18 protein-coding genes are annotated in these 21,590 nt (G+C 71.3%); 12 read left to right on the forward strand and 6 right to left on the reverse strand.

Features of this window, described 5'->3' with window-relative positions; all coding sequences use genetic code 11:
* The first annotated feature begins 23 nt into the window (after positions 1-23).
* Positions 24-1,328: an aspartate aminotransferase family protein gene (locus tag NRP21_RS11195; protein ID WP_456300236.1), complete on the forward strand. Its 1,305-nt coding sequence runs from the start codon at positions 24-26 to the stop codon at positions 1,326-1,328.
* Positions 1,329-1,332: 4 nt separating this feature from the next.
* Here NRP21_RS11195 and NRP21_RS11200 read toward each other — a convergent pair whose 3' ends face one another.
* The 3 genes from NRP21_RS11200 to NRP21_RS11210 all read right to left on the reverse strand — a co-directional run bounded on the left by NRP21_RS11200 (position 1,333) and on the right by NRP21_RS11210 (position 4,134).
* Entirely contained in the window at positions 1,333-2,316 is a 984-nt protein-coding gene (locus NRP21_RS11200) for a Bug family tripartite tricarboxylate transporter substrate binding protein (protein ID WP_257716284.1), read from the reverse strand.
* 116 nt (positions 2,317-2,432) lie between these two features.
* A complete protein-coding gene (locus NRP21_RS11205) occupies positions 2,433-3,203 on the reverse strand; it encodes an SDR family NAD(P)-dependent oxidoreductase (RefSeq protein ID WP_257716285.1) in 771 nt (256 codons plus the stop codon).
* A 106-nt stretch (positions 3,204-3,309) separates the two neighbouring features.
* Positions 3,310-4,134, reverse strand: a complete 825-nt coding sequence (locus NRP21_RS11210) for an IclR family transcriptional regulator (RefSeq protein WP_257716286.1) — start codon at positions 4,132-4,134, stop codon at positions 3,310-3,312.
* Between the two features lie 174 nt (positions 4,135-4,308).
* Between NRP21_RS11210 and NRP21_RS11215 the strand changes: the two genes are divergently transcribed.
* The 4 genes from NRP21_RS11215 to NRP21_RS11230 are packed head-to-tail and all read left to right on the forward strand — an operon-like array spanning position 4,309 to position 8,838.
* Positions 4,309-5,679, forward strand: a complete 1,371-nt coding sequence (locus tag NRP21_RS11215) for an MmgE/PrpD family protein (protein WP_257716287.1) — start codon at positions 4,309-4,311, stop codon at positions 5,677-5,679.
* Positions 5,676-6,833 carry a CaiB/BaiF CoA transferase family protein gene (locus tag NRP21_RS11220; protein WP_257716288.1) on the forward strand — a complete coding sequence of 386 codons (1,158 nt, stop codon included), beginning with the start codon at positions 5,676-5,678 and terminating at the stop codon, positions 6,831-6,833. Before NRP21_RS11215 ends, NRP21_RS11220 begins: the two co-directional genes overlap by 4 nt.
* On the forward strand, positions 6,830-7,630 hold the full coding sequence (locus NRP21_RS11225; protein ID WP_257716289.1) for an enoyl-CoA hydratase-related protein: 801 nt from the start codon (positions 6,830-6,832) through the stop codon (positions 7,628-7,630). The genes NRP21_RS11220 and NRP21_RS11225 overlap by 4 nt, the downstream gene beginning before the upstream one ends.
* 14 nt (positions 7,631-7,644) lie before the next feature.
* On the forward strand, positions 7,645-8,838 hold the full coding sequence (locus NRP21_RS11230; protein WP_257716290.1) for an acyl-CoA dehydrogenase family protein: 1,194 nt from the start codon (positions 7,645-7,647) through the stop codon (positions 8,836-8,838).
* Between the two features lie 36 nt (positions 8,839-8,874).
* Here NRP21_RS11230 and NRP21_RS11235 read toward each other — a convergent pair whose 3' ends face one another.
* The 3 genes from NRP21_RS11235 to NRP21_RS11245 are packed head-to-tail and all read right to left on the reverse strand — an operon-like array spanning position 8,875 to position 14,277.
* Entirely contained in the window at positions 8,875-10,458 is a 1,584-nt protein-coding gene (locus NRP21_RS11235) for an ABC transporter substrate-binding protein (RefSeq protein WP_257716291.1), read from the reverse strand.
* Positions 10,459-10,498: 40 nt separating this feature from the next.
* On the reverse strand, positions 10,499-11,977 hold the full coding sequence (locus NRP21_RS11240) for an amidase (RefSeq protein ID WP_257716292.1): 1,479 nt from the start codon (positions 11,975-11,977) through the stop codon (positions 10,499-10,501).
* The gene (locus tag NRP21_RS11245) at positions 11,974-14,277 is read right to left on the reverse strand and encodes a penicillin acylase family protein (RefSeq protein ID WP_257716293.1); all 2,304 of its coding nucleotides are present in this window, start codon (positions 14,275-14,277) and stop codon (positions 11,974-11,976) included. The genes NRP21_RS11240 and NRP21_RS11245 overlap by 4 nt, the downstream gene beginning before the upstream one ends.
* 100 nt (positions 14,278-14,377) lie before the next feature.
* On the opposite strand from NRP21_RS11245, the gene NRP21_RS11250 reads away from it, so the two are divergent.
* The 7 genes from NRP21_RS11250 to NRP21_RS11280 are packed head-to-tail and all read left to right on the forward strand — an operon-like array spanning position 14,378 to position 21,560.
* Positions 14,378-15,466: an ABC transporter ATP-binding protein gene (locus tag NRP21_RS11250; protein ID WP_408639616.1), complete on the forward strand. Its 1,089-nt coding sequence runs from the start codon at positions 14,378-14,380 to the stop codon at positions 15,464-15,466.
* Positions 15,463-16,329, forward strand: a complete 867-nt coding sequence (locus NRP21_RS11255; RefSeq protein WP_257716295.1) for an ABC transporter permease — start codon at positions 15,463-15,465, stop codon at positions 16,327-16,329. The genes NRP21_RS11250 and NRP21_RS11255 overlap by 4 nt, the downstream gene beginning before the upstream one ends.
* On the forward strand, positions 16,326-17,147 hold the full coding sequence (locus tag NRP21_RS11260; RefSeq protein ID WP_257716296.1) for an ABC transporter permease: 822 nt from the start codon (positions 16,326-16,328) through the stop codon (positions 17,145-17,147). The genes NRP21_RS11255 and NRP21_RS11260 overlap by 4 nt, the downstream gene beginning before the upstream one ends.
* The gene (locus NRP21_RS11265) at positions 17,144-17,866 is read left to right on the forward strand and encodes a GntR family transcriptional regulator (RefSeq protein ID WP_257716297.1); all 723 of its coding nucleotides are present in this window, start codon (positions 17,144-17,146) and stop codon (positions 17,864-17,866) included. Before NRP21_RS11260 ends, NRP21_RS11265 begins: the two co-directional genes overlap by 4 nt.
* Before the next feature lie 31 nt (positions 17,867-17,897).
* Positions 17,898-18,950, forward strand: coding sequence for an extracellular solute-binding protein (locus NRP21_RS11270; protein WP_257716298.1), 1,053 nt, complete (start codon positions 17,898-17,900; stop codon positions 18,948-18,950).
* 10 nt (positions 18,951-18,960) lie between these two features.
* Positions 18,961-19,308 carry a hypothetical protein gene (locus NRP21_RS11275; protein WP_257716299.1) on the forward strand — a complete coding sequence of 116 codons (348 nt, stop codon included), beginning with the start codon at positions 18,961-18,963 and terminating at the stop codon, positions 19,306-19,308.
* Positions 19,305-21,560 (forward strand): N,N-dimethylformamidase beta subunit family domain-containing protein, encoded by a 2,256-nt coding sequence (locus NRP21_RS11280; RefSeq protein WP_257716300.1) that lies wholly within the window; start codon positions 19,305-19,307, stop codon positions 21,558-21,560. Before NRP21_RS11275 ends, NRP21_RS11280 begins: the two co-directional genes overlap by 4 nt.
* Positions 21,561-21,590 lie beyond the last annotated feature (30 nt).

Here is a 21,590-nt window from a genome sequence, read left to right on the forward strand (position 1 = left end):
ATGACGCCCCGCGCGGCATGGCCATGATCAACGCTTTCGACCCGACCCGCGCCACGGGCCTGTCGGAGCATGAACGGGCGATGGTGGAGCGGCGGCAGCGCCTGCTCGGCCCGGCCTACCGGCTCTTCTACGAGCACCCCGTGCATCTCGTGCGCGGGGAAGGCGCCTGGCTGTTCGACGCGGAGGGGAACCGCTACCTCGACTGCTACAACAACGTCGCCTCCATGGGCCACGCGCACCCGCGCGTGGTGGAGGCGATCGCGCGCCAGGCGGCGCTGCTGAACACTCACACGCGCTACCTGCACGAGACGGTGCTGGACTATGCCGAGGCGCTGCTGGCGACCTTCCCTGCCTCGCTGGGGCACGCGATGTTCACCTGCACGGGGTCGGAGGCAAACGACCTCGCGCTGCGGATCGCGCGCGCCCATACGGGTGGTGAAGGGATCGTCGTCACCAGCCTCGCCTATCACGGGGTCACGTCCTCGCTCGCCGAGCTCTCGCCCTCGCTCGGGGAAGGCGTGCCGCTGGGCCGGCACGTGGCGACGGTTTCGCCGCCCGATGCCTATCGGGGTGGGGCGGAGATGCCGGCGCGCTTCGCGGCGGATGTGGCGGCGGCTTTCGCGGGGCTGGCCCGGCACGGCATCCGCCCCTGCGCGCTGCTGGTGGACACGATGTTCACCTCGGACGGCGTCTTCCCCGACCCGGCGGGCTTCCTGGCCGGTGCCGTCGAGGCGGCCCGGGCGGCGGGCGCCCTGTTCATCGCCGACGAGGTGCAGCCGGGCTTCGGGCGCACGGGCGCCATGTGGGGCTTCCAGCGGCACGGGGTGGAGCCGGACATCGTGACCATGGGCAAGCCCATGGGGAACGGGCACCCCCTGGCCGGGTTGGTGATCCGGCCGGCGCTGCTGGAGCGCTTCGGCGGGCAGGTGCGCTACTTCAACACCTTCGGGGGAAATCCCGTCTCGGCGGCCGCGGGCCTGGCCGTGCTCGGGGTGCTGCGGGAGGAAGGCTTGGCGGAGAACGCGGCCGCCGTGGGCGCCTACCTGCTGGACGGCCTCGGGGCGCTGGCCTCGCGCTGCGCCATTATCGGCGACGTGCGCGGTGCGGGTCTCTCCATCGGCGTGGAACTGGTGCGGGACCGTGGCACGAAGGAGCCCGCCACGGCGGAGACGGGGCGGCTGGTCAATGCGCTGCGCGAGCGCCGCGTGCTCATCAGCGCCTCCGGGCCGGGGGCCAACATCCTGAAGATCAGGCCGCCCCTGTGCCTGACACGCGAGCAGGCGGACCTGTTCCTGGATACGGTGGATGAGGTGCTCGGCAGCTGGTGATCCGCTACTCCGGCTGGATCCCTGCCGTTTCCATGATGCCGCGGAAGCGGTCCATGTCCGCCCTGAAGCGGTCCCGGAAGGCATCCGGCGTGCCGCCCACGGGTTGGACTCCCAGCTCCATCAGCCGGGTGCGCACCGCCTCGTTCGAGAGGGCCTCGTTGATGGTGGCGTTGAGGCGCGCCACGACGGGCTCCGGCATCCGTGCGGGCCCGAGGACGCCGATGAGGACGGAGGGCGCGCTGTAGCCCTCCAGCGTCTCGCCGATCGTCGGCACGCCCGGGGCGACCGTGGCCCGCTCCGCGTCCATGAGGCCGAGGATCTTCACCTGCTTGCCCCGTGCCGCCTCCAGCGCGGTGGAGAGGGTGCCGAAGGCGAGCGGCACATGGCCGCCGATGAGCGCCGTCATCGCCTCTCCGCCGCCGCGGAAGGGCACGTGCACGAAGGGCAGGCCGGTGCGCTGGCGCAGCAGCGCAACGCCGAGGTGGTGGTGGGAGCCCACGCCGGAACTGCCGACCTGCAGGTTGTCCTGGCTGCGTCTGGCATAGTCCAGCAGCTCCGCGACGTTGGAGGCGGGCACGGAGGGATGCGCCATGAAGGCGGTGGGCGCGCTGGCCGCGAGGACGACGTAGCTGAAGTCGCGGAACGGGTCGTAGGAGACGTTGCGGTTGAACAGCGAGATGAGGCCGTGCGTCGCGTTCAGCGCGATCTCCAGCGTGTAGCCGTCCGGCTTCTGCCGGGCGACGTACTCGGAGCCGAGCATGCCCCCCGCGCCGGCGCGGTTCTCCACGACAACAGGCACGCCCAGCGCCTCCGACATGCGCTGCGCGAGCGGGCGGCCGACCAGGTCGGTGGAGGCGCCGGGCGGGAACGGGATGACGAGGGTGATCGGCTTGGCCGGGTATCGTTCCTGCGCCCACACCCTGGCCGGACCGGCCGTGAGCGCCGCCCCGGCCATGATGAGCGAGCGGCGCGACGTGCTGAACGGCATGGTTTGGCTCCCGGCCCGTTTCCGGCGCGCTCTCTGGCGCGTCCCCCAGCGGAGCCTAGGCACTGAGGTTAGGATGTCAAACCGATTGTTGGCCCACCAACAGTAATCCTTCGGGTTCAGGCCATCAGGTAGCCGCCGTTCACATGGATCACCTGGCCGGAGACGTAGCCACCGGCATCGCTGGCAAGGAACAGGCAGGCCCCGGCCACCTCGTCCACGCCGCCGTAGCGCCCGAGGGGGACCCCGGCGCGCACCTGCTCCCGCTCCTGGTGGACGTACTGGGTCCAGTCACGCTCCGTGTCGATCGGGCCCGGGGCGACGGTGTTGGCGGTGATGCCCTGCGGCCCGAACTCGCGGGCGATGGCCTTGGCCAGCCCGTGCATGCCGGCCTTCGCCGTCACGTTGTGGGCGCGGTGGGTGACATTGCCGAAGAAGCCGTCCATCCCGGAGATGTGGATCAGCCGCCCCCGGCCGCGGGCGATCATGTGCGGCAGCGCCGCGCGGGCGAGGAAGAAGGTGGAGGAGAGGTTGGTCCGGATCACCCGGTCCCAGTCCTCCAGGCTGATGTCCAGGAAGGCCTGATAGGGCCGGACCGAGACGTTCGAGACGGTGATGTCCAGCCCGCCGAACCGTTCCACCGTCTCCGCCACCATCGCCGAGACGGCGGCGGGGTCCGAGACGTCGGCGAGGACCGCGATCGCCTCCCCGCCGCGCTCCCGGATGCCGGCGGCCACGGCCTCGATGGCGTCGCGGTCCTTGTGGCCGTTCACCACCACCCGGGCACCGGCGGCCGCGTAGGCCTCGGCCACCGCGCGGCCGATGTTGCGGCCCGAGCCGGTGACGAGGGCGACGCGCCCTTCCAGGCTGAAATCGGCGTTCGTCAGCATCGTTCCTCCCGCGCCGGCCCGTTCCGCGGGCCGATTGCCTGGAAGTTGGCCCCTCAACAGAGGTGTTTGTCAAACAACGCTGCCCGGGATGGACCGGCGGCGGCGGTCAGCCGCCCTGGAAACCGAGTTGCCGGGAGACGGAGGACGCCGCCTCCAGCACCGCGCCGCGCAGCGCCTCCTCTCCGCCGAAGCGCTCCAGCAGGGCCGCCGGGCCCACCACGTTCACGGCGCCAGCGGCCTTGCCCGCGCCGTCCCGCACCACGCAGGCAAAGGTCATCAGCCCGGGATCGAGGATGGAGCCGCGGAAGACGTAGCCGCGGGCCCGGTCCTCCGCCGCCTGCTCCGCCAGCGCCTCGAAGGAGGAGGGCGGCGGCACGTCACGGCTCTCGCGGCGAAGGACGCCGTAGATCCTGCGGAGTTCTGCCTCGTCCAGGCAGGCCAGCAAAGCGCGACCGCTGGCGGTGATGTGGCAGGGCAGCCGCGTGCCGACCTGCAGGTTGCTCACCAGCGCCACGGGCGGCGCCACGCGGGCGAGGTAGACCACCTGCCACCCGTCCAGCACGACAAGGTGTGTCGCGGCGGATGTCAGGCTGCTCAACTGTTGCAGAGCTGGGCCGGCAAGGCCCGTCAGCGGCTGGGAGTTGAGGTAGTCGAACCCCAGCGTCAGCACGTGCGCGGTCAGCCGATAGCGCCGCGTCGCCGCGTCCCGGATGATGAACCCGTCCTTTTCCAGCGTGTAGGCGAGGCGATAGGCGGCAGAGCGGGTGATCCCGAGGCCGGCGGCGAGCTCCTGCAGCGTCTGCGCGGGGCGCTGCCGGCTGAAAAGCTGGAGAAGGGCCAGGCCGCGCGACAGGCTGGGCACGATGTAGCGGGGATCGACCTCCTCGCCGCCTTCCGCGCCCTCGGGCCGCGCGAAGCCGTCATCTCCCATCCGACCGTTCCCTTGCTCCCGGGCCGGAACCTGCCGGCGCGGCAGGATACAGCCGCCGTCGCCGTCGCTCCAGCCGACCACCCGGGCTGTTCTCAACACATGTGTTGACAGGTCAACATTTCTAGTTCTCTCTGGCCGTGACGGGGCTGACAAGAGCCCTGGGGGGAGGTGCGCGTGGGCCTGACGCGGGAGATCGGCCGCTTCGTTACAGGCATGGTCGGCGAGAGGTTGCCGGAGGCGGCGCGCCCGATCATCCGCACGGGCTTTACGGACCTCCTCGGCGTCATGCTCGCCGGCTGGGACGAGCCGGCCTGCCGCGTGGTGCGGAAGGCGGTTACCGGCGACGCCGGCCGCGACTGGGCGGGGCTGCTGCGCGGCACGGTCCCGGCGCCGGAGGCCGGGCTGCTTCTCGGCACCGCCGCCCATGTACTGGACTTCGACGACACCGGCCTGAGCGGCCATCCCAGTGCCGTGCTGGTCCCCGCGATCCTGGCCGAGGCCGCGGCGACGGGCGCCGACGGCGCGGCAATGGCCGCGGCCTACGCCGCGGGCTACGAGACCTGGGCCGAGCTGATCGGGCGGGAGGGCGACCCCCACCACGAGAAGGGCTGGCATCCCAGCGCCGTGTTCGGGGCGCTTGCCGCCGCGGCCGCCTCGGCGGTGCTGCGCCGGCTGGACGAGGACGCGGCGACCCACGCCGTCGGTATCGCCGCCTCTCTCGCCGGCGGGGTGGTCTCCAACTTCGGTTCCATGACGAAGTCCTTCCAGCTCGGCCACGCCGTGCGGTCCGGCCTGGAGGCGGCGCGGCTGGCGGAAGCGGGGCTGACCGCCTCCCCCGACGCGCTGGAGCACGGGCTGGGCCTGCTGCGCGCCCTCTCGCCGCGCGGTGCGGTGGACACCGCCTCACCCGCCGCTTTCGGCACGCGTTGGCACCTGCTGGAGCGCGGGCTGAACGTGAAGCTTTACCCTGTTTGCTACGCCGCGCACCGGGTGCTGGACGCGGTGGGCGTGTTGTGCCGGACGCAGGACGTGGATCCCGCCGCGATCGAGAGGGTGGAGCTGGAGATCGGCGTGGGCCAGGCGCGGATGCTGCGCCAGCACGCGCCCCGCACCGTGCTGGAGGCGAAGTTCAGCGCCGAGTTCGCCGCCGCCAGCATGGCGGTCGCCCGGCGCTGCGGCCCGGCGGAGCTGAGCGAGGCTTTCCTGGCCCGCCCGGAGCTGCGCGCCCTCTTCCCGCGCGTGTCGGTGAGCACGGTCGAGGGGTCTAACCCGGACGAGCCCAGCTTGGCGCCGAGCGACCGCGCGCGGATCGTGCTGACCGATGGCCGGGTGCTGGATTCCGGCCCTGTGGCCTTCCCGCGCGGGCATTTCCGCGCGCCCGCGGGGCCGGAGGAACTGATGGAGAAGTTCATGGGATGCGCAGGGCCCGTGCTGGGCGAGGCGGAGGCCGCCCGCCTCTTCGAGCGGGCGCAGGAGATCGACCGCCTGCCCGGCGTGGCAGCGCTGTTCTCCCCCGAAGCGCCCGCGCTGCGGGGTGCGGCATGAGCGCGGCGGCGCCCCTGGCGGGGCTGATGGCGGTGGAGCTGGGCACGAGCATCGCCGGCCCCTCCGCCGCGATGATCCTGGCGGAGCTGGGGGCCGAGGTGATCAAGGTCGAGCCTCCCTCGGGCGGCGACGACGCCCGGAATTGGGGTCCGCCCTTCGCCAATGGCGCCTCCACCGTCTTCAACGCGTTCAACCGCAACAAGCGCTCAGCCGCGATCGACCTGAAGGACCCGGCCCAGGTGGCGGCGCTGCGCCGCTTCATCGCGGCGGAGGTGGACATCGTGGTGCAGAACCTGCGGCCCGGGCTGGTGGAGAAGCTCGGCCTGGACGCGGCGACCCTGCGTGCGGAGAAGCCCTCCCTCATCTACTGCCATCTCGGAGCCTTCGGCCCGGCCGGCCCGCTGAAGGACCGGCCGGGCTACGACCCGCTGATGCAGGCCTATGGCGGCATCATGGGCATCACGGGGGAGGAGGGGCGGCCGCCCGTGCGGGTCGGGCCCTCCCTCGTGGACCAGGGCTCGGGCATGTGGGGCATGATCGGGGTGCTGGCCGCGCTGCGCAGGCGCGATGCGACCGGGGAGGGCTGCGAGGTCGGCACCTCGCTCTACGAGACGGCGCTGGCCTGGGTCTCTGCGCAGGTTTCCACCTTCGGCGTTTCCGGCCGCGCGCCGCGCAAGCTGGGCACGGAGAATGCGGGCATCGCGCCCTACCGCGCCTTCCAGGCGAGCGACGGCTGGCTGGTGATCGCGGCGGGGAACGACAACCTGTTCCGCCGCTGCGCCGCCGCGCTGGGGCACCCGGAATGGGCCGATGATCCGCGCTTCCGCACCAACCCTGACCGCGTGCGCGCGCGGGAGGAGCTGAACGCGCTGGTGGAGGGCGTGGTGGCCACGCGCAGCCGGGCTGAGTGGCTTGAGGCGCTGATGGGGGCGGGCGTGCCCTGCGCCCCGGTGCTCGGCCTGGACGAGGTCTGCGCGGAGCCGCAGTTCGATGCGGTGGGAATGATGCAGCGCGCGCCGGACAGCGACCTTTCCCTGCTCGGCCTGCCGCTGCGCTTCGACGGCGAGCGCCCGGCCTTTCGATCCTCCCCGCCCGCGCTTGGCGAGGCGACGGCGCGCGTGCTCGGCACGACCCCCGCGAGGGCGGCGGAATGAGCGCGGCGCGGAGCTGGCGCCGCCTGGCGGTGGAGGAGGCGGAGCCCGGCCTTCTCATCGTGCGCTTCAACCGGCCGGAGGTGCGGAACGCCATCGACACGGCGACGATGGAGGACCTGCGGGAGCTGTTCGGTCCGCTCGCTTTCACCCCCGGCGGCCTGCGCTGCATCGTGCTGACGGGCACGGGCGACAAGGCCTTCTGCGCCGGTGGCGACCTGAAGGAGCGCCAGGGCATGAGTGACGAGGAGTGGCGGCTGCAGCACGCCATCGCCGAGGAGAGCGCCTATGCCGTCCTCAACTCCTCCGTACCGGTGATCGCCGCGGTTAACGGCGCGGCCTTCGGGGGCGGCTGCGAGCTCGCGCTCTGCTGCGACTTCATCTACGCCGCCAGCACCGCCAGCTTCGCCCTGCCGGAGGTGACGCGCGGCATCATGCCCGGTGCGGGAGGCACGCAGAACCTGCCGCGCGCCGTGGGCGAGCGGCGCGCGAAGGAGCTGCTGATGACTGGCCGCCCCTTCAGCGCCGCGGAGGCGGAGCGCTGGGGCATGGTCAACGAGGTCTGCGAGCCCGAGGGGCTGATGCCGCGGGTGATGGAGGTGGCGCGGACCATCTGCGCCAACGCCCCGATCTCCGTCCGCCAGATCCGCAAGGCCGTGCACCAGGGGCTGCAGACCGACCTGACGACAGGCCTGCTGCTCGAGGTGCAGGCCTATGAGCGCACCATCCCGACCGAGGACCGGCGCGAGGGCGTGCGCGCCTTCAACGAGCGCCGGCGGCCCGTGTTCCAGGGCCGCTGAAGAGGAGACGCGGCATGAACCACATCGATCCCGCCCTGGCGGGCGCCAGCGTCGAGCTGGGCGAGGACTTCGCCGACATCCGCGAGGGCGTGCGCGCCGTGTGCAAGGGCTTCCCCGGCGCCTACTGGCGGGAGCTGGAGCGGACGGACGGCTACGCCGAGGAGTTCGTGCGCGCGATGAGCGATGCCGGATACCTCGGTGCCCTGATCCCCGAGGAGTACGGCGGCGCCGGCCTGCCGCTGCGCGCGGGCTGCGTCATCCTGGAGGAGGTGCACGCCGCCGGCTGCTCGGCCGCCGCCTGCCACGCGCAGATGTACATGATGAAGGCGCTGCTGCGGCACGGCACCGAGCAGCAGAAGCAGAAGTACCTGCCGGGCATCGCCACGGGCGAGATCCGGTTCCAGGCCTTCGGCGTGACCGAACCGACCACGGGGTCCGAGACGCTGAAGCTGCGCACCCGCGCCGTGCGCGACAACGAGGGATACGTCATCAACGGCCAGAAGATCTGGACTTCCCGCGCGCACAAGTCCGACCTGATGATGCTACTGGTCCGCACCACGCCGCTGGAAGAGGTGAAGAAGCGCACCGAGGGGCTTTCCGTGCTGCTGGTGGACATGCGGGAGGCCGTGGGCAGCGGCCTGACCATGCGCCGCATCGAGACCATGGTGAACCACCAGACCAACGAGGTCTTCTTCGACAACCTGCGCGTTCCCGCCGACGCGCTGATCGGCGAGGAGGGACAGGGCTTCCGCTACATCCTGGACGGCATGAATGCGGAGCGGATCCTCACCGCATCCGAATCCATCGGCGACTGCCGCTACTTCGCGCGCCGCTCGGTGGACTACGCGAAGGACCGGGTGGTGTTCGGCCGGCCGATCGGACAGAACCAGGGCGTGCAGTTCCCCATCGCGCGCGCCTATGCCGAATACCGCGCGGCGGAGATGCTGACGCGCGCGGCGGCTGCGCTCTACGAGGCCGGCAAGCCCTGCGGCGAGGAGGCGAACATCGCCAAGCTGCTCTCGGCCGAGGCGGCCTGGAACGCGGCCGAGGCCTGCATGCAGACCCATGGCGGCTTCGCCGCCGCCACCGAGTTCGACATCGAGCGGAAGTGGCGGGACTGCAGGCTGCAACGCATCGCGCCGATCTCCACCAACCTGATCCTGGCCTTCATCGGGCAGAATGTACTGGGGATGCCGAAGTCCTACTAACAGCCTGCTGCAATAGGTCTGGCCGCTGAGCGGCGGTCAGCCTCGTCGGATGTTGTGGAAGATCGGGAAGCCGTTGAGCATGCCCGTCACGTCCGACCGGAAGGCCGTTGGCTGGGTGAAGCCCCCGGTCGGCAGGTAGGGAATGTCCTCGAAGGCCTGGCGCTGCATTGCCTCGGCAAGGCGCTTCTGCTCCGCGGGGTCCTCCGCATCCATGAACCGGTCGCGCAGGGCCTCGATCTTCGGAAGGTCCGGCCAGCCATAGGTCCCGGCCCGCCCCGGACCGCGCAGGTAGGACTGCGTGGCGGGGCTGGTGGCGATGATGCCGGGGATGGTGTTGCACCAGACGCTCCATCCGCCCTGGTCGAGCGGGCCGCGGTTGTTCACGCGCCCGGCGATCGTGCCCCAATCGCCGGTCTGGTAGTCCAGGTTGACGCCGCTGCGGCGGAACATGTCGCCTGCGATCTCGCTCATCGTGTTCAGCCGCGCGTTGTCGGTGGGGACGACGAAGACGACGCGCTCACCCTTGTAGCCCGCGGCTTCCAGGTTGCGCTTCACCCGGTCGAAGTTCGGTGCGCCGTCCATTGCCTCCAGCCCCACCTCCGTCGCCAGCGGGCTACCCGGAAGGAAGAAGCCGCAGCGGTCGTTCCAGAGGGAACGGTCCTCGCCGAGCACGGCCGTCATGTAGTCGGCCTGCTTGATGCCCGGCAGGAAGGCGCGGCGGATGGCCGGGTTGTCGAAGGGGGGCTGGAGATGGTTCAGCCGGATCATGGACATCGATCCGCTCTTGTCCTTCACCTCCACCCGGAGATTGCGGTTCCGGCGCAGCAGGGGCAGCAGGTCGGGCGTCGGCTGCTCCCACCAGTCCACCTCGCCCTGTTGCATGGCAGCCGCGGCGGTGGAGGGGTCGGGTAGGGTGTGCCACTCCACGCGGTCGAGGTGGGCGCGCTTGCCGCCGGCGAGGAAGCTCGCGGGCTCGTTCCGCGGCACATATCCCTCGAAGCGCGCGTAGACCGCCCGGGACCCCGCCATGCGTTCGCCGGGAACCCAGCGGAACGGGCCGCTGCCCACGATCTCCGTCACCTGGGTGGAGGTCGGCAGCCGTGCGAAGCGCTCCTGCATCACCGGACAGAAAGATGAGGGCTTGGCCAGCGCGGCGGCGAGGAACGGGAAGGGCTTCTTCAGGCGGATGACGAGGACGCGATCGGACACCGCCGTCATCTCGTCGGTGATGGCGCGGATGTTCTGCCCCAGCACGTCCGCCTGGCTCCAGCGGGCGATGCTGGCGACGGCGTCTGCCGCGCGGATGGGCGTGCCGTCGTGGAAGGTGGGTCCCTCGCGCAGCGTGATGCGCCAGGTGCGGCCGCCATCCTCGATCACATGGCCTTCCACGAGCTGCGGGCGCGGCTCGTAGTTCTCGTCCAGCCCGTAGAGCTGGTCGTAGACCATCATGGCGTGATTGCGCGTGACGAGCGCCGTGTTGAAGACCGGGTCCAGCAGGGCCAGGTCGGCCTGGGGCACGAAGCGCAGCACGCTTCGCGCGCCCGGCGTGCCCTGGGCCCGGACGACGGACGGTGCCGCCAGCGTGGCGGCGGAAAGGGCCAGCACCTCACGACGCTTCATCGTTTTCCTCCTCACAGTGCATTCTCGACCCGGGCAGGTCTCATTTCCCCACCTCGGCCGGCGCAGCGTCCAGCCAGTCCGGCAGGCGGGTGATCCAGGGGCACAGAGCCTCGTAGCGGGCGGCGGCCTGCAACACGCGCAGGTCGCCGCGCGGCGGGCCGATGATCTGCAGGCCCATGGGCAGGCCGCGCAGGTCGAAACCGGCGGGCACGCCCATGGCCGGGCAGCCGGCCATCGTGGCACCCACCACCACCTCCATCCAGCGGTGGTAGCTGTCCATGCAGCGGCCGTTTATCTCCGCCGGCCAGTATATGCCCGCCTCGAAGGGGAAGACCTGGGCCGAGGGGATCAGCAGGAAATCGAAGTGCTCGAAGAGGGCCGTGAAGGCCCGGTACCATGCGCCACGGTCCAGGCCCGCCCGGTGGATGTCGAGCGCGGTGAGGCGGTGGCTGCCCTCGATCTCCCAGATTGCCTCGGGCTTCAGCAGGCGGCGCTGCTCCGGGTCGCGCCAGGCCGCGTCCTGGCGGCCGCCAATGCCTTGCTGGCGCAGGGCGACGAAGGCCTGCCAGAGCCGCTCGGGGTCGAAGTCCACCCGGGCCTCCTCCACGCGGCCGCCCGCCCTCTCGAACAGACCGAGCGCGGCGGTGCAGAGCTCCAGCACCCCCGGCTCGAAGGGCAGGTGCCCGCCGAGGTCGCCCAGCCAGCCCAGGCGCAGCTCTCCTCCCCCCTCCTCCAGGCGGTCCTCGAAGCGGAAGCCCGGATCATCGAGCGAGAGAGGCGCGCGGACGTCGTAGCCGGCCTGGACCGAGAGCAGCATCGCCACGTCGCGCACGGAGCGGCCCATCGGGCCCTCCACCGCCATCTGGCTGTAGAAGGGATCGGGCGTATCGGTCGGCACGCGGCCCTGGGAGGGGCGGAAGCCGAAGACGTTGTTGAAGGCCGCGGGGTTGCGGAGCGAGCCGCCCATGTCGCCGCCATCGGCGACGGGCAGCATCCGCGTGGCCAGCGCCACCGCGGCCCCGCCGCTGGACCCGCCCCCGACGCGGGAGGGATCGTAGGCGTTGCGGGTCAGACCGAAGATCGGGTTGTAGCTGTTCGAGCCGTAGCCGAATTCCGGCACGTTCGTCTTGCCGATGATGATGGCGCCGGCCGCGCGCATCCGGGCGACGAAGATGGCGTCCGCCTCCGGCACCTGGTCGGCGAAGAGGGGAGAGCCGAGCGTCGTGCGCAGCCCTTTCGTCGCGGCCAGGTCCTTGATGGCCTGCGGCAGGCCGTGCAGCGGCCCGATCGCGTCCCCCCGCGCCACCGCCCGATCCGCTTCCTCCGCCTCGGCCAGGATTTCCTCCCGCGAGCGCAGCGACACGATGGCGTTCACGCGCGGGTTCGCCGCATCGATGTGGCCGAGATAGGCCGCCATCACCTCGCGCGAGGACACCTCGCGCCCGCGGATCATGGCCGCGAGCCGGGTGGCGTCGATCCGGCACAGTTCCGGGACGATGACGGGGGGCGCGCTACTCACGGGCGCAGGACCTGCACCGACCGCGCGGCGGCGCGCACGGCTCCCCACCCATAGAGCATGGGCACCATCCGCGCTTCGGCCCACTCCGCGTGCTGGTCGGTGTAGTGCGGGCTGCCCGGCTGGCCGGAGACACCGTGGAACACGGCCCAGCGGCTGTTGTCCCAATCGCCAACATCGAAGACGTAGCGCGCCAGCGCGCCATAGGCCGCCGCCGGGCCAACGGAAGCCAGCAGGCCGTTCGCCAGAACCGTGTCGTTGTCGCCGCCGATAGGCAGGGCGGGCGGGTCCAGTAGCGGCGCGGCCTCGGGGAAAAGGGCGGAGAGGGGGTGCGAGAAGCGCGGGCGGTGCGCCTCTCCCCAGGGTGCCGCCTCCGCTTCCGCCGCCTCGCGCAGCGCCGCCGCGATCGCCTCGTCCCAGCTCCACCCACCCAGCAGAGATGCGTCGTCCCGGCGCAGCAGGTTCGGCAGCGCCCACCAGAGCTGGTTCATCGGCGCGACGCCCGGCGCCATGGCCAGCCACGGATGCGCCCCGGCGCCTGAGAGGCCGCTCCGCTCCGCCAGGATGCGGGTCAGCGCACGGCGAAGCGCGGCGTAAGCGGTCGGCTCCGCCGCGCCCGCCTCCATCCGCGCGTTCCAGGCCAGGAGACGCGCCCGCAGCGCTTCCGCCGCCCCGTCCAGCGGCGGCATCGCCGCCAGGCGCTGGCGCAGCAGCAGCGCGTTGGGCGAGAGGGTGTCGCCGTGGATCCCGCTCGCGTGCTCCGGCCCGAAGGCCGGCATCTCCCGCAGCCGTTCCAGGATGCGCGCGGCGCGGTAGGGCGGGTGGCAGTCCGTGCACAGATAGTCCGGGTGGTCGTCCGCCACCACGCGGTTGTTGGCGGTGACGATCAGGCCCTCCGCCGGGTCGATGACCTGCGGCATGTCATCATGCGCGATCCAGCCCTGCCAGGAATGCTCCCCCGTCCAGCCGGGGACCGGCAACCACCCGTTCTCCCGCCCGCGACGCGGCACGCGCGCCCGCACAAGGTGGCCGATGCGCCCCTGCGTGTCGGCAGCGACGAGGTTGTGGTCGATCAGGCCCCAGCCGCGCGTCGCCTCGAACAGGTTCTCGACACTGCCAGCGCCTGTCATGCGAGGCAGGCAGTCGAAGGAGAGGTCCGTCTCCGCGAACTGTACCGAGCGCAGCGAGAGCGCCGTGCCCTTGCGCGGGTCGCCCGCGATCACCGGGCCGTTCGGCGTTTCCAGCACCTCGAAGCGCCGCGGCTCCCCCCCGCGCACGGAGATCGTCTCCTCCCGGCGCGTTGCTTGCACCCACTCGCCCGCGTGCATCACCCTTGCGGCGTCGCCGTCAAAGCGCTCCAGGAAGACGTCGTGGATGTCCATGAAGGCGTGGGTCACGCAGTAGGCCACGCGCCCGTTCTGCGCGAAGTGCGGGAAGCCCGGCACGCCCGGCACGGTCAGGCCGATCATGTCGAAGGCGTCGCAGGCCACGTGGTGCTGCGCGTACATGTTCGGCATCTCGAAGACCCGGTGCGGGTCGCCCGCCAGCACCGGCCGGCCGGTACGGCTGCGCGACGGCCCCACGGCCCAATTGTTGCTGCCGCCCCCCGTCTCGTCACCGGGCAGGCCGAGCGATTCGAGCAGCGCCCGGATGGCGGGCGCGAGGGCGGCCAGATCCGCCTCCTGCCGGTGCGCTTCCTCGCCCGGCGGGATGCAGAGCAGGTCGATGCCACCATCGTCGTAGCGGAGCTTCGCGACGCCCTCCGGGCCCACGGCCGGCAGCGCCGCCGCGCGCCAGAGCTTGAACCAGACCGAGCCCATCAGCAGCCCCAGCCGCCGCATCACCGCGATGCTGTGCCACCCCTCCCAGGGCTCCGGCCGCGCTTCCAGCAGGGTGTACTCCACCGGCAGGGGCGCGCCGGAGGAGAGGAAGGCGTTCACCCCGGCCGCATAGGAATCCAGCATCGCCCGCGCCGCCTCGCCCAGCGCGGCGTGGTCGCGGCGGCAGGCCGCCTCCATCCCCAGCCGTCGCACGAGGATGTCGGCCTCCGCCGCGCCTGCCCCCAGCCACTCCGCCGCGCGCCCCAGCGCGCGCCGGCGCGTCAGCTCCATCTGGAACAGCCGGTCCTGTGCGTGCACGAAGCCCAGCGCGAACCAGGCATCGGCCGCCGTGCCCGCCCGGAGATGCGGGATGCCGTAGGAGTCGCGCAGCACCTCCACGGGCGCGAGAAGGCCGGGCAGATGCAGCTCGCCCTCCATCGGCGGCAGCGCGTCCTTCAGTCCCTGCGCATCCAGTGGCGGCATCCCTGTCCCTCCCGACGACGCGGCGGAGTGTGAAACCGGGTTGCGGTCCTGTCGATATATCAAATAGCATCCACCTGACACGTCGATCGGCGGGGGTGGGATGGGGGTGCCGGACGGATCCCAGGGGCACGTCGCCCTGGAATCGCTCGTGAAGCGCTTCGGGCCGGTGAATGCCGTGGACCGCGTCACGCTGGAGGTCGGGGCGGGCGAGTTCCTCGCGCTGCTCGGCCCTTCCGGCTCCGGCAAGACCACCATCCTCATGGCCATCGCGGGCTTCGAGTACCCGGACGAGGGCCGTATCCTCATCGGCGGGGAGGACGTGACCTGGGCGCCGCCGAACCGGCGCAACCTCGGCATGGTCTTCCAGCGCTACACGCTCTTCCCGCACATGACGGTGCTGGAGAACATCGCCTTTCCCCTCAAGATGCGCGGCGTGGGCCGCGCGGAGCGGGAGCAGCGGGCGCGCGCCGCGCTCGATACCGTCCGCCTCGGCGGAATGGGGGAGCGCCGCCCCGCCCAGCTTTCCGGCGGGCAGCAGCAGCGCGTCGCTATTGCCCGCGCCATCATTTACCAGCCCCGCGTTCTGCTGATGGACGAACCCCTCTCTGCCCTCGACAAGAACTTGCGGGAGGAGATGCAGCTGGAGATCAAGCATCTCCAGCAGCGGATCGGCATCACCGTCGTCTTCGTCACCCACGACCAAACGGAGGCGCTGACCATGGCGGATCGGGTGGCAGTGCTGGACCGCGGGTGCCTGCAGCAGGTCGGCGCGCCCCGCGACCTCTACGAGGCGCCGGAGACCGTCTTCGTCGCCGGCTTCATCGGCGAGACGAATTTCTACGAGGGCCGGCTGGACGGGTTCGCCCGCGCCGGCGAACCCGTTTCCGTCGTGCTGGACGGCGGCGGCCGGATGACCGCGACCGCGGCGCAGTCCCTGGCGGCGGGGAGCCGGATCAAGGTGGCATTGCGCCCGGAGCGGCTTCGGGTGCTGCCGGCGGGGGAAGGCCTCGGGGCACGCGTGACGGAGGCGATCTATGCCGGCAACGCCACGACGCTGATGCTGGAGGGCGAGGGCGGGCGGCGGCTGCGCGCCCGCATCCCCGCCGGGGCGGGGCTGCACGAGCCCCGGCCGGGGGAAAGGGTGCGCCTCTCCTGGCAACCCACCGATGCCCGGGCTTTCGCCGCGTGAGGCGCCCTTCCCGCTTCCTCCTCGGCGGGCGCCGCTACAGCCCGGCGGCAAGCCTGCTGCTGGCCGCGCCCTTCCTCCTGCTCATCACCGTCGTCTTCATCCTGCCGCTGGCGACCCTACTGCACGAGAGCCTGTTCCTGCCGGAGCCCACGACGGCGCATTATGCCCGCGCCTTCGCGGAACCCGTGTATCTCCGCGTCATGCTGCGCACCCTTTGGATCGCGGTGCTCGTCACGGCGCTCGCCCTGGTCCTCGCCTGGCCGCTCGCCTGGGTGATGTCGCGCAGCAAGGGCCTGCTTCTCGGCCTGCTCGCCGCCGCGGTTCTGCTGCCGCTCTGGACTTCCGTCCTCGTTCGGACCTACGCCTGGATGGTGCTGCTCCAGCGCAACGGCGTGCTGAATCAGGCACTGCAGGGGGCGGGGATCATCGATGTGCCGGTGCAATTCCTCTACACGCAAGGGGCCGTGGTGCTGGCCATGGCGCATGTCCTGCTGCCCTTCATGGTCCTGCCCATCCTCTCCGCCCTGAAGGGCATCCCGGAGGACCTGCCCCGCGCCGCGCAGATGCTCGGCGCCTCCGCCTGGTCCACCTTCCGCGAGGTGATCTGGCCCCTCGCCCTGCCCGGCGTCACCTCGGGCTGCCTGATGGTCTTCCTCCTGGCTCTCGGCTTCTTCGTCACCCCCGCCCTCATCGGCGGGCCGCAGCAGATGATGATCTCCACTCTCGTCTCCCAGCAAGTGCGGGAGATGCTGGACTGGCCCTTCGCCGGCGCGCTGGTGGGCATCCTCCTCCTCTTCGTCATCGGCCTCACCGTCATCTTCAAGCGCGCGGTGCGTCTGGACCGCTTTGTGGGGACCGCGTGAGCCGCCCGCGCGCGCCGAACCGGGCTGGCCGGATGGCTCTGAACGCCGCCGCCTATGCCGTCACGGTGTTCCTGCTGCTGCCCACCCTCATTATCATTCCCATGTCCGTGGGGCCGGAGCGGCTGCTGAGCTTCCCGCCCAAGGGCTTCTCGCTCCGCTGGTACGCCGAGTACTTCCGGGACGAGGACTGGATCCGTGCCACCCTGTTCAGCGCGGAAGCCGGGATCATCGCCGCCCTCTGCGCCACCACCATCGGCACCATGCTGGCGCTTGCCATCGTGCGCGGCCGCCTGCCGGGCAAGGGCTTGGTGGAGCTGCTTGTGATCGGCCCCGTTATCGTCCCACATATCGCCCTGGCAGTGGCGATGTTCCTTGTCTTCGAGCAGCTGCGCCTCACCGGCTCCCTTCTCGGCTTCGCCATGGCGCATACGGTGCTGGCCCTGCCCTTCGTGGTCTTCACGGTGCTGGCCGCATTGTACCGCTTCGACGCGGAACTGGAGCGCGCCGCCCTTTCCTGCGGGGCAGGGCCCGTTCGCGCCTTCTGCCACGTCACCCTGCCGCTGATCGCGCCGGGCCTCGTCTCCGCCGCCCTCTTCGCCTTCATCATCTCCTTCGACGAGGCGGTGGTGTCCTTCTTCATCTCGGATCTCGACCGCAAAACCCTGCCGCGGAAGATGTTCGAGGACATCGATTTCAATATATCTCCCACCCTCGCCGCCGTGGCCACCATGCTCACGGCGCTCACCATCGCGGCCCTCCTGCTCGGCTACGCCCTCAAGCGCGGCATGGAGCGGCGGGCGCGCAGGACCGGACCGTGAAGACCGTGACTGAGACTGCCAAAGTTCTGGACTTCGTCGCCCCCGTCGGCCGGGAGAACCTGGCCGGCCGCGTGTATGAGGAGCTCCGCACCGCCCTCTTCGAGGGGCGGATGCGCCCCGGCCAGCGCCTGAAGATCCGTGACCTCGCCGGCGCCATGGGCGTCTCCGAGACCCCCGTGCGGGAGGCGGTGGTCCAGCTGGCTCGGGAGCGCGCCCTGCGGCTGGAGGCCGCGCGCTCCATCACGGTCGCCGGCCTCAGCCTGGAGCAGTACCTGGAGCTACGCACCATCCGCCTGGAGCTTGAGGGGCTGGCCGCCGAGGCCGCTGCCCTGCGCGCCGCCCCGCACGAGGTAGAAGCCCTGGAGAAGGCGCACGCCGCCCTGACCGAGGCGGAGGGGGCCGGCGATCCGCTGGCCGCCAACCGCGCCAACTGGGCCTTCCACCACACCCTCTATGCCGCCGCCGCCATGCCAGAGCTGCTCTCGATCATCGAGAGCATCTGGCTGCGCAACGGCCCGATGCACGCCTTCCTCTACCCGGATGCGCGCCCCTCCTACCCCGGCCGCCACCGGCACCTCGACATCATCGACGGGCTGCGCGCGCGCGATCCCCGCGCCACGCGCGAAGCCCTGCGCGCGGACCTGACGGAGGGCGGTGCCAATCTCGTCGCCCTGCTCGGCCGCATGGAGCGCGACGCGGCCTGGGTGACCCCAGGCTGAATCTTCAACCACCTTCAGCAGGAGACGGGACATGGGCGTGAACAGGAGAGCGCTTCTCGCGGCCACCGCCGGAGCGGCGGCACTGGCACGCCCCGCCCTGGCCCAGCGCGGATCCGGCGAGGTGGTGGTCTGCGCCACCGGCGGGCTGATGGAGCGTAGCCTGCAGGAGCATTTCTACCGCCGTTTCGAGCGCGAGGCGGGCATCCGCGTGCGCTCCATCCCGATTGAGCTGCCGGACCAGTGGGCGCGGGCGCGCGCCGGCCAGCGCAGCGGCAACATTCCCTTCGACGTCGTCACCGCCACCCCGCCGGACCTGATCCAGCACGCGGATATCCTGGCCCCGGTGGACTGCACCACGCCCGCGATGACGCAGCACGCCCTGCCCGGCGGCTGCTTCCCCACCGGCATCATCCGCACCGCCGGCGGCATGGCGATTACCTGGAGCAAGAAGGCCTTCCCGAACGGCGGCCCCGCCTCCTGGGCGGATTTCTTCGACGTGGCGAAATTCCCCGGCCCGCGCTCCCTGCCCGATACGGGGGATCGCGAGTGGTGGCTCCCCCTCGCCGCCCTGATCGCGGAGGGCGTTCCGCGCGACAAGCTCTTCCCGATGGACCTGGACCGGGCCTACCGCAAGCTGGACGCGATCAAGCCCCATGTCGCCGCCTGGTGGAAGAGCGGCGACAACTCCATGCATATCCTGCGCGGCGGGGACGCGGTGATGAGCGTGCTCTACTCCTCCCGCGCGGTGCCGCTGGCCAAGAGCGGGGAGTTCGACTTCACCTGGAACGGCGCCATCCGCGACGTGGGCAACTGGGCGGTGCTGAAGGGCGGCCCAAATACGGCCAACGCCATGCGCTTCCTCGACTTCTTCGTGCAGAACCCGCAGGAGCACCTGCCCTTCAGCGAGAAGGTTTCCTTCGACAGCAACAACCGCGAGACGGCCGCCCTGGTGCCGGAGGCGGAGCGCCGCTACCGCGCCTCCTGGCCCGAGAACTGGGACAGGCTGGTCATCGCCGATTACGACTGGATCGCCGCCAACCGCAACGCGATGCGGGAGCGCTGGGTCAGCTGGCTGACACGATAGGCCCCGCAGGATGCTGTTGAACGACCCGGGGGCGGCGCACTGGCCGGTGGACCCGGCCCGCCGCGACCTTGTGGAGGAGTTCCGCCGCAAGCCGCGCGGCCCCCACAGCGACGAGTTGCAGAAGCTGCTGCACCGCATGCGCTGGTCCGGCGTGGGGCAGCGGCACGTGCTGATTGTGCTGGAGCCGAACCGCCGCTGGATGCTGGGCCGCCTGCCCGGCCGCCGCGGTGCGCCGGTGGAGACCTTCCCCAACCGCGTCTTCACCAGCCTTGCCGACGCCGAATGGGCCGTCTTCGTCATGCGCTGGGAGGCGCTGACGGGCCAACGCATCGAGGAGACCGGGGACAAGCCTGAATGACCGACACCACCGCCGTCCTCGGCTACGCCTGGCCGCTCGTCGTCTCCCCGGGCGAGGAGGTGGCTTTCCATCTCTCCAGCGCTATCCTTGAGAGCGCCGAGGCCACCCTGCTCCGCGTGCGTTGCGCCGATCCCGACCCGGACGGCCCCGGCCTGCGCTTCCACCAACCCGGCACGCCGATCGACGGCCCTGTCCCGCTGCGGAACCAGCCACTTCGGCCGGGCTCCTGCGCCCTTGTGCCGGACGCACCCGCGCTGGGCCGCGCGGGCTCCCTCTCCCTCGGCCTCTTCTTCTATCCAACGGCGCCGGGCGCGGGCGCGCAGACGATCCTTTCCCGCTGGCGCGAGGACACACGAGAAGGCTGGCGGCTGGCGCTGACGGAGGAGGCGCGGCTGGAGCTCACCATCGGCGCCGCTGGCTGCGTCTGGAGCGTTACCGCCCCGCGCCCGGTGATGGAGCGGGAGTGGATCTTCGTCGCCGCGGGCCTCGACGCGTCCGCGGGACGCATCACCGTGACGCAGGAGAGCCTGGACCCGCAGGCCGGCCGCGACACGGGCTGCACCGCCACGGCCGAGGGACCGCGCGACCCGGCCTGGCCGGCCGACACCGCCCTGGTCATCGCCGCACACGCGCTGGAGTCCGGCGCGGCACCGCGCACCGGCGGGCATCTCGATGGCAAGATCGACCGCCCGCGCCTTCTATCCGTGGCGCCCGACGCGGCGCGGCTGCGGACCCTGGCGGAGAACCTGACACCCCATCCCGCCGATCCCGACCTGATCGCGGCCTGGGACTTCTCGCGCGACATGTCCACGGACACAGTGCGCGACCTCTCGGCCAACCGCCTGGACGGCGCGCTGCGCCAGATGCCCATGCGCGCCGCCACCGGCGCCAACTGGGATGGCCGTACGGTGCAGTGGACCGAGGCGCCAGAGCTCTACGGCGCCATTCATTTCCACAGCGACGACATGCACGACGCGGGCTGGACGCCCGACCTGCGCCTCACGGTTCCCGGGGACTGGCGCAGCGGCTTCTACGCGCTGCGCCTTCGTGCCCGGCAGGGGCAAGAGGATCCGGTGGAGAGCTTCGTCGCCTTCTTCGTCCGCGCACCGCTCGGCAGGCCGCGCTCGGAGCTCGCTTTCGTCGCCAGCACCGCGACCTTCCTCGCCTACGCCAACTCCGCGCTGCGGCTGGATCAGGTGCACGCGGAATCGATGCTGGAGGGCCTCATCGCCCTCTCGCGCGACGACGTGTACCTGCAGGAGCACCGGGAGCTCGGCCTCTCCACCTACGACACGCACAGCGACGGCAGCGGCTGGTGCTACTCCACGGCGAAGCGGCCCATCCTGAACATGCGGCCCCGCGGCGCCACCTTCAACTACGGCAACGACACGCACATCATCGACTGGTTCGAGCAGATCGGCCAGGACTACGACATCATCGTCGATGACGACATCCACCGCCACGGCGCGCAGACCCTCGCGCCCTATCGCTGCGTCATCACCGGCTCGCACCCCGAGTATTTCAGCCGGTCGATGATCGAAGCTTTCGATTCCTACCAGCGCAGTGGCGGCCGCCACATTTACCTCGGCGGCAACGGCTTCTACTGGCGCATCGGCTGGCATCCAACCCAGCCCCACACCATGGAGATCCGGCGCGGCGCGATCGGCCTCCGCACCTGGGAAGGCGAGCCGGGGGAGAACGCCCTCTCCTTCACCGGCGAGCCCTCCGGCCTGTGGCGCGCCAGCGGCCGTCCGCCGCAGCGCCTCGTCGGCGTCGGCTTCGACGCGCAGGTCTTCACCCGCTCCTACCCCTATGCCTGGCGGGAGCCCGCGCGCGACCCGCGCGTGGCCTGGGCTATGGAAGGCATCGATCTTGATGCCCCGCTGGGCGATTTTGGGCTGCGCGGCGGTGGCGCGGCGGGGCTGGAGGTGGACCGCGTGGAGCCCACCCTCAGTTCCCCGCCTCACCTCCTCTGGCTCGCCACCGCAGACCGGCTGGACTACGGCGGCGTCCCGACGCTGGAGGAGTTGCGCACGCTCCATCGCGGCACGATGGGCGACCAGAACGCGCGTGTGCGCGCCGACATCGCCTTCTTCCCAACAGCGCGTGGCGGTGCGGTCTTCTCGACGGGCTCCATCGCCTGGGCCTGCGCGCTCTCGCATAACGGCTACGAGAATTCCGTCAGCCGCCTGACCGGGAACATCCTTCGCCGCTTCCTCGATCCCGCTCCTTTCGAGGGCTTCGACACCTAAGCGCCGGCAGGAGGCGCATCACAGGGAACG

It is taken from the genome of Roseomonas populi (assembly GCF_024594815.1).
Taxonomy (GTDB): domain Bacteria; phylum Pseudomonadota; class Alphaproteobacteria; order Acetobacterales; family Acetobacteraceae; genus Roseomonas; species Roseomonas populi.

What these genes read in the sequence shown, in the direction of transcription:
- NRP21_RS11195 (WP_456300236.1), top strand. Translation starts at nt 24, where the DNA reads ATGATCAACGCTTTCGACCCGACCCGCGCCACGGGCCTGTCGGAGCAT.
- NRP21_RS11200 (WP_257716284.1), bottom strand. Translation starts at nt 2,316, where the DNA reads ATGCCGTTCAGCACGTCGCGCCGCTCGCTCATCATGGCCGGGGCGGCG.
- NRP21_RS11205 (WP_257716285.1), bottom strand. Translation starts at nt 3,203, where the DNA reads ATGCTGACGAACGCCGATTTCAGCCTGGAAGGGCGCGTCGCCCTCGTC.
- NRP21_RS11210 (WP_257716286.1), bottom strand. Translation starts at nt 4,134, where the DNA reads ATGGGAGATGACGGCTTCGCGCGGCCCGAGGGCGCGGAAGGCGGCGAG.
- NRP21_RS11220 (WP_257716288.1), top strand. Translation starts at nt 5,676, where the DNA reads ATGAGCGCGGCGGCGCCCCTGGCGGGGCTGATGGCGGTGGAGCTGGGC.
- NRP21_RS11225 (WP_257716289.1), top strand. Translation starts at nt 6,830, where the DNA reads ATGAGCGCGGCGCGGAGCTGGCGCCGCCTGGCGGTGGAGGAGGCGGAG.
- NRP21_RS11230 (WP_257716290.1), top strand. Translation starts at nt 7,645, where the DNA reads ATGAACCACATCGATCCCGCCCTGGCGGGCGCCAGCGTCGAGCTGGGC.
- NRP21_RS11235 (WP_257716291.1), bottom strand. Translation starts at nt 10,458, where the DNA reads ATGAAGCGTCGTGAGGTGCTGGCCCTTTCCGCCGCCACGCTGGCGGCA.
- NRP21_RS11245 (WP_257716293.1), bottom strand. Translation starts at nt 14,277, where the DNA reads ATGCCGCCACTGGATGCGCAGGGACTGAAGGACGCGCTGCCGCCGATG.
- NRP21_RS11250 (WP_408639616.1), top strand. Translation starts at nt 14,378, where the DNA reads ATGGGGGTGCCGGACGGATCCCAGGGGCACGTCGCCCTGGAATCGCTC.
- NRP21_RS11270 (WP_257716298.1), top strand. Translation starts at nt 17,898, where the DNA reads ATGGGCGTGAACAGGAGAGCGCTTCTCGCGGCCACCGCCGGAGCGGCG.
- NRP21_RS11275 (WP_257716299.1), top strand. Translation starts at nt 18,961, where the DNA reads ATGCTGTTGAACGACCCGGGGGCGGCGCACTGGCCGGTGGACCCGGCC.
- NRP21_RS11280 (WP_257716300.1), top strand. Translation starts at nt 19,305, where the DNA reads ATGACCGACACCACCGCCGTCCTCGGCTACGCCTGGCCGCTCGTCGTC.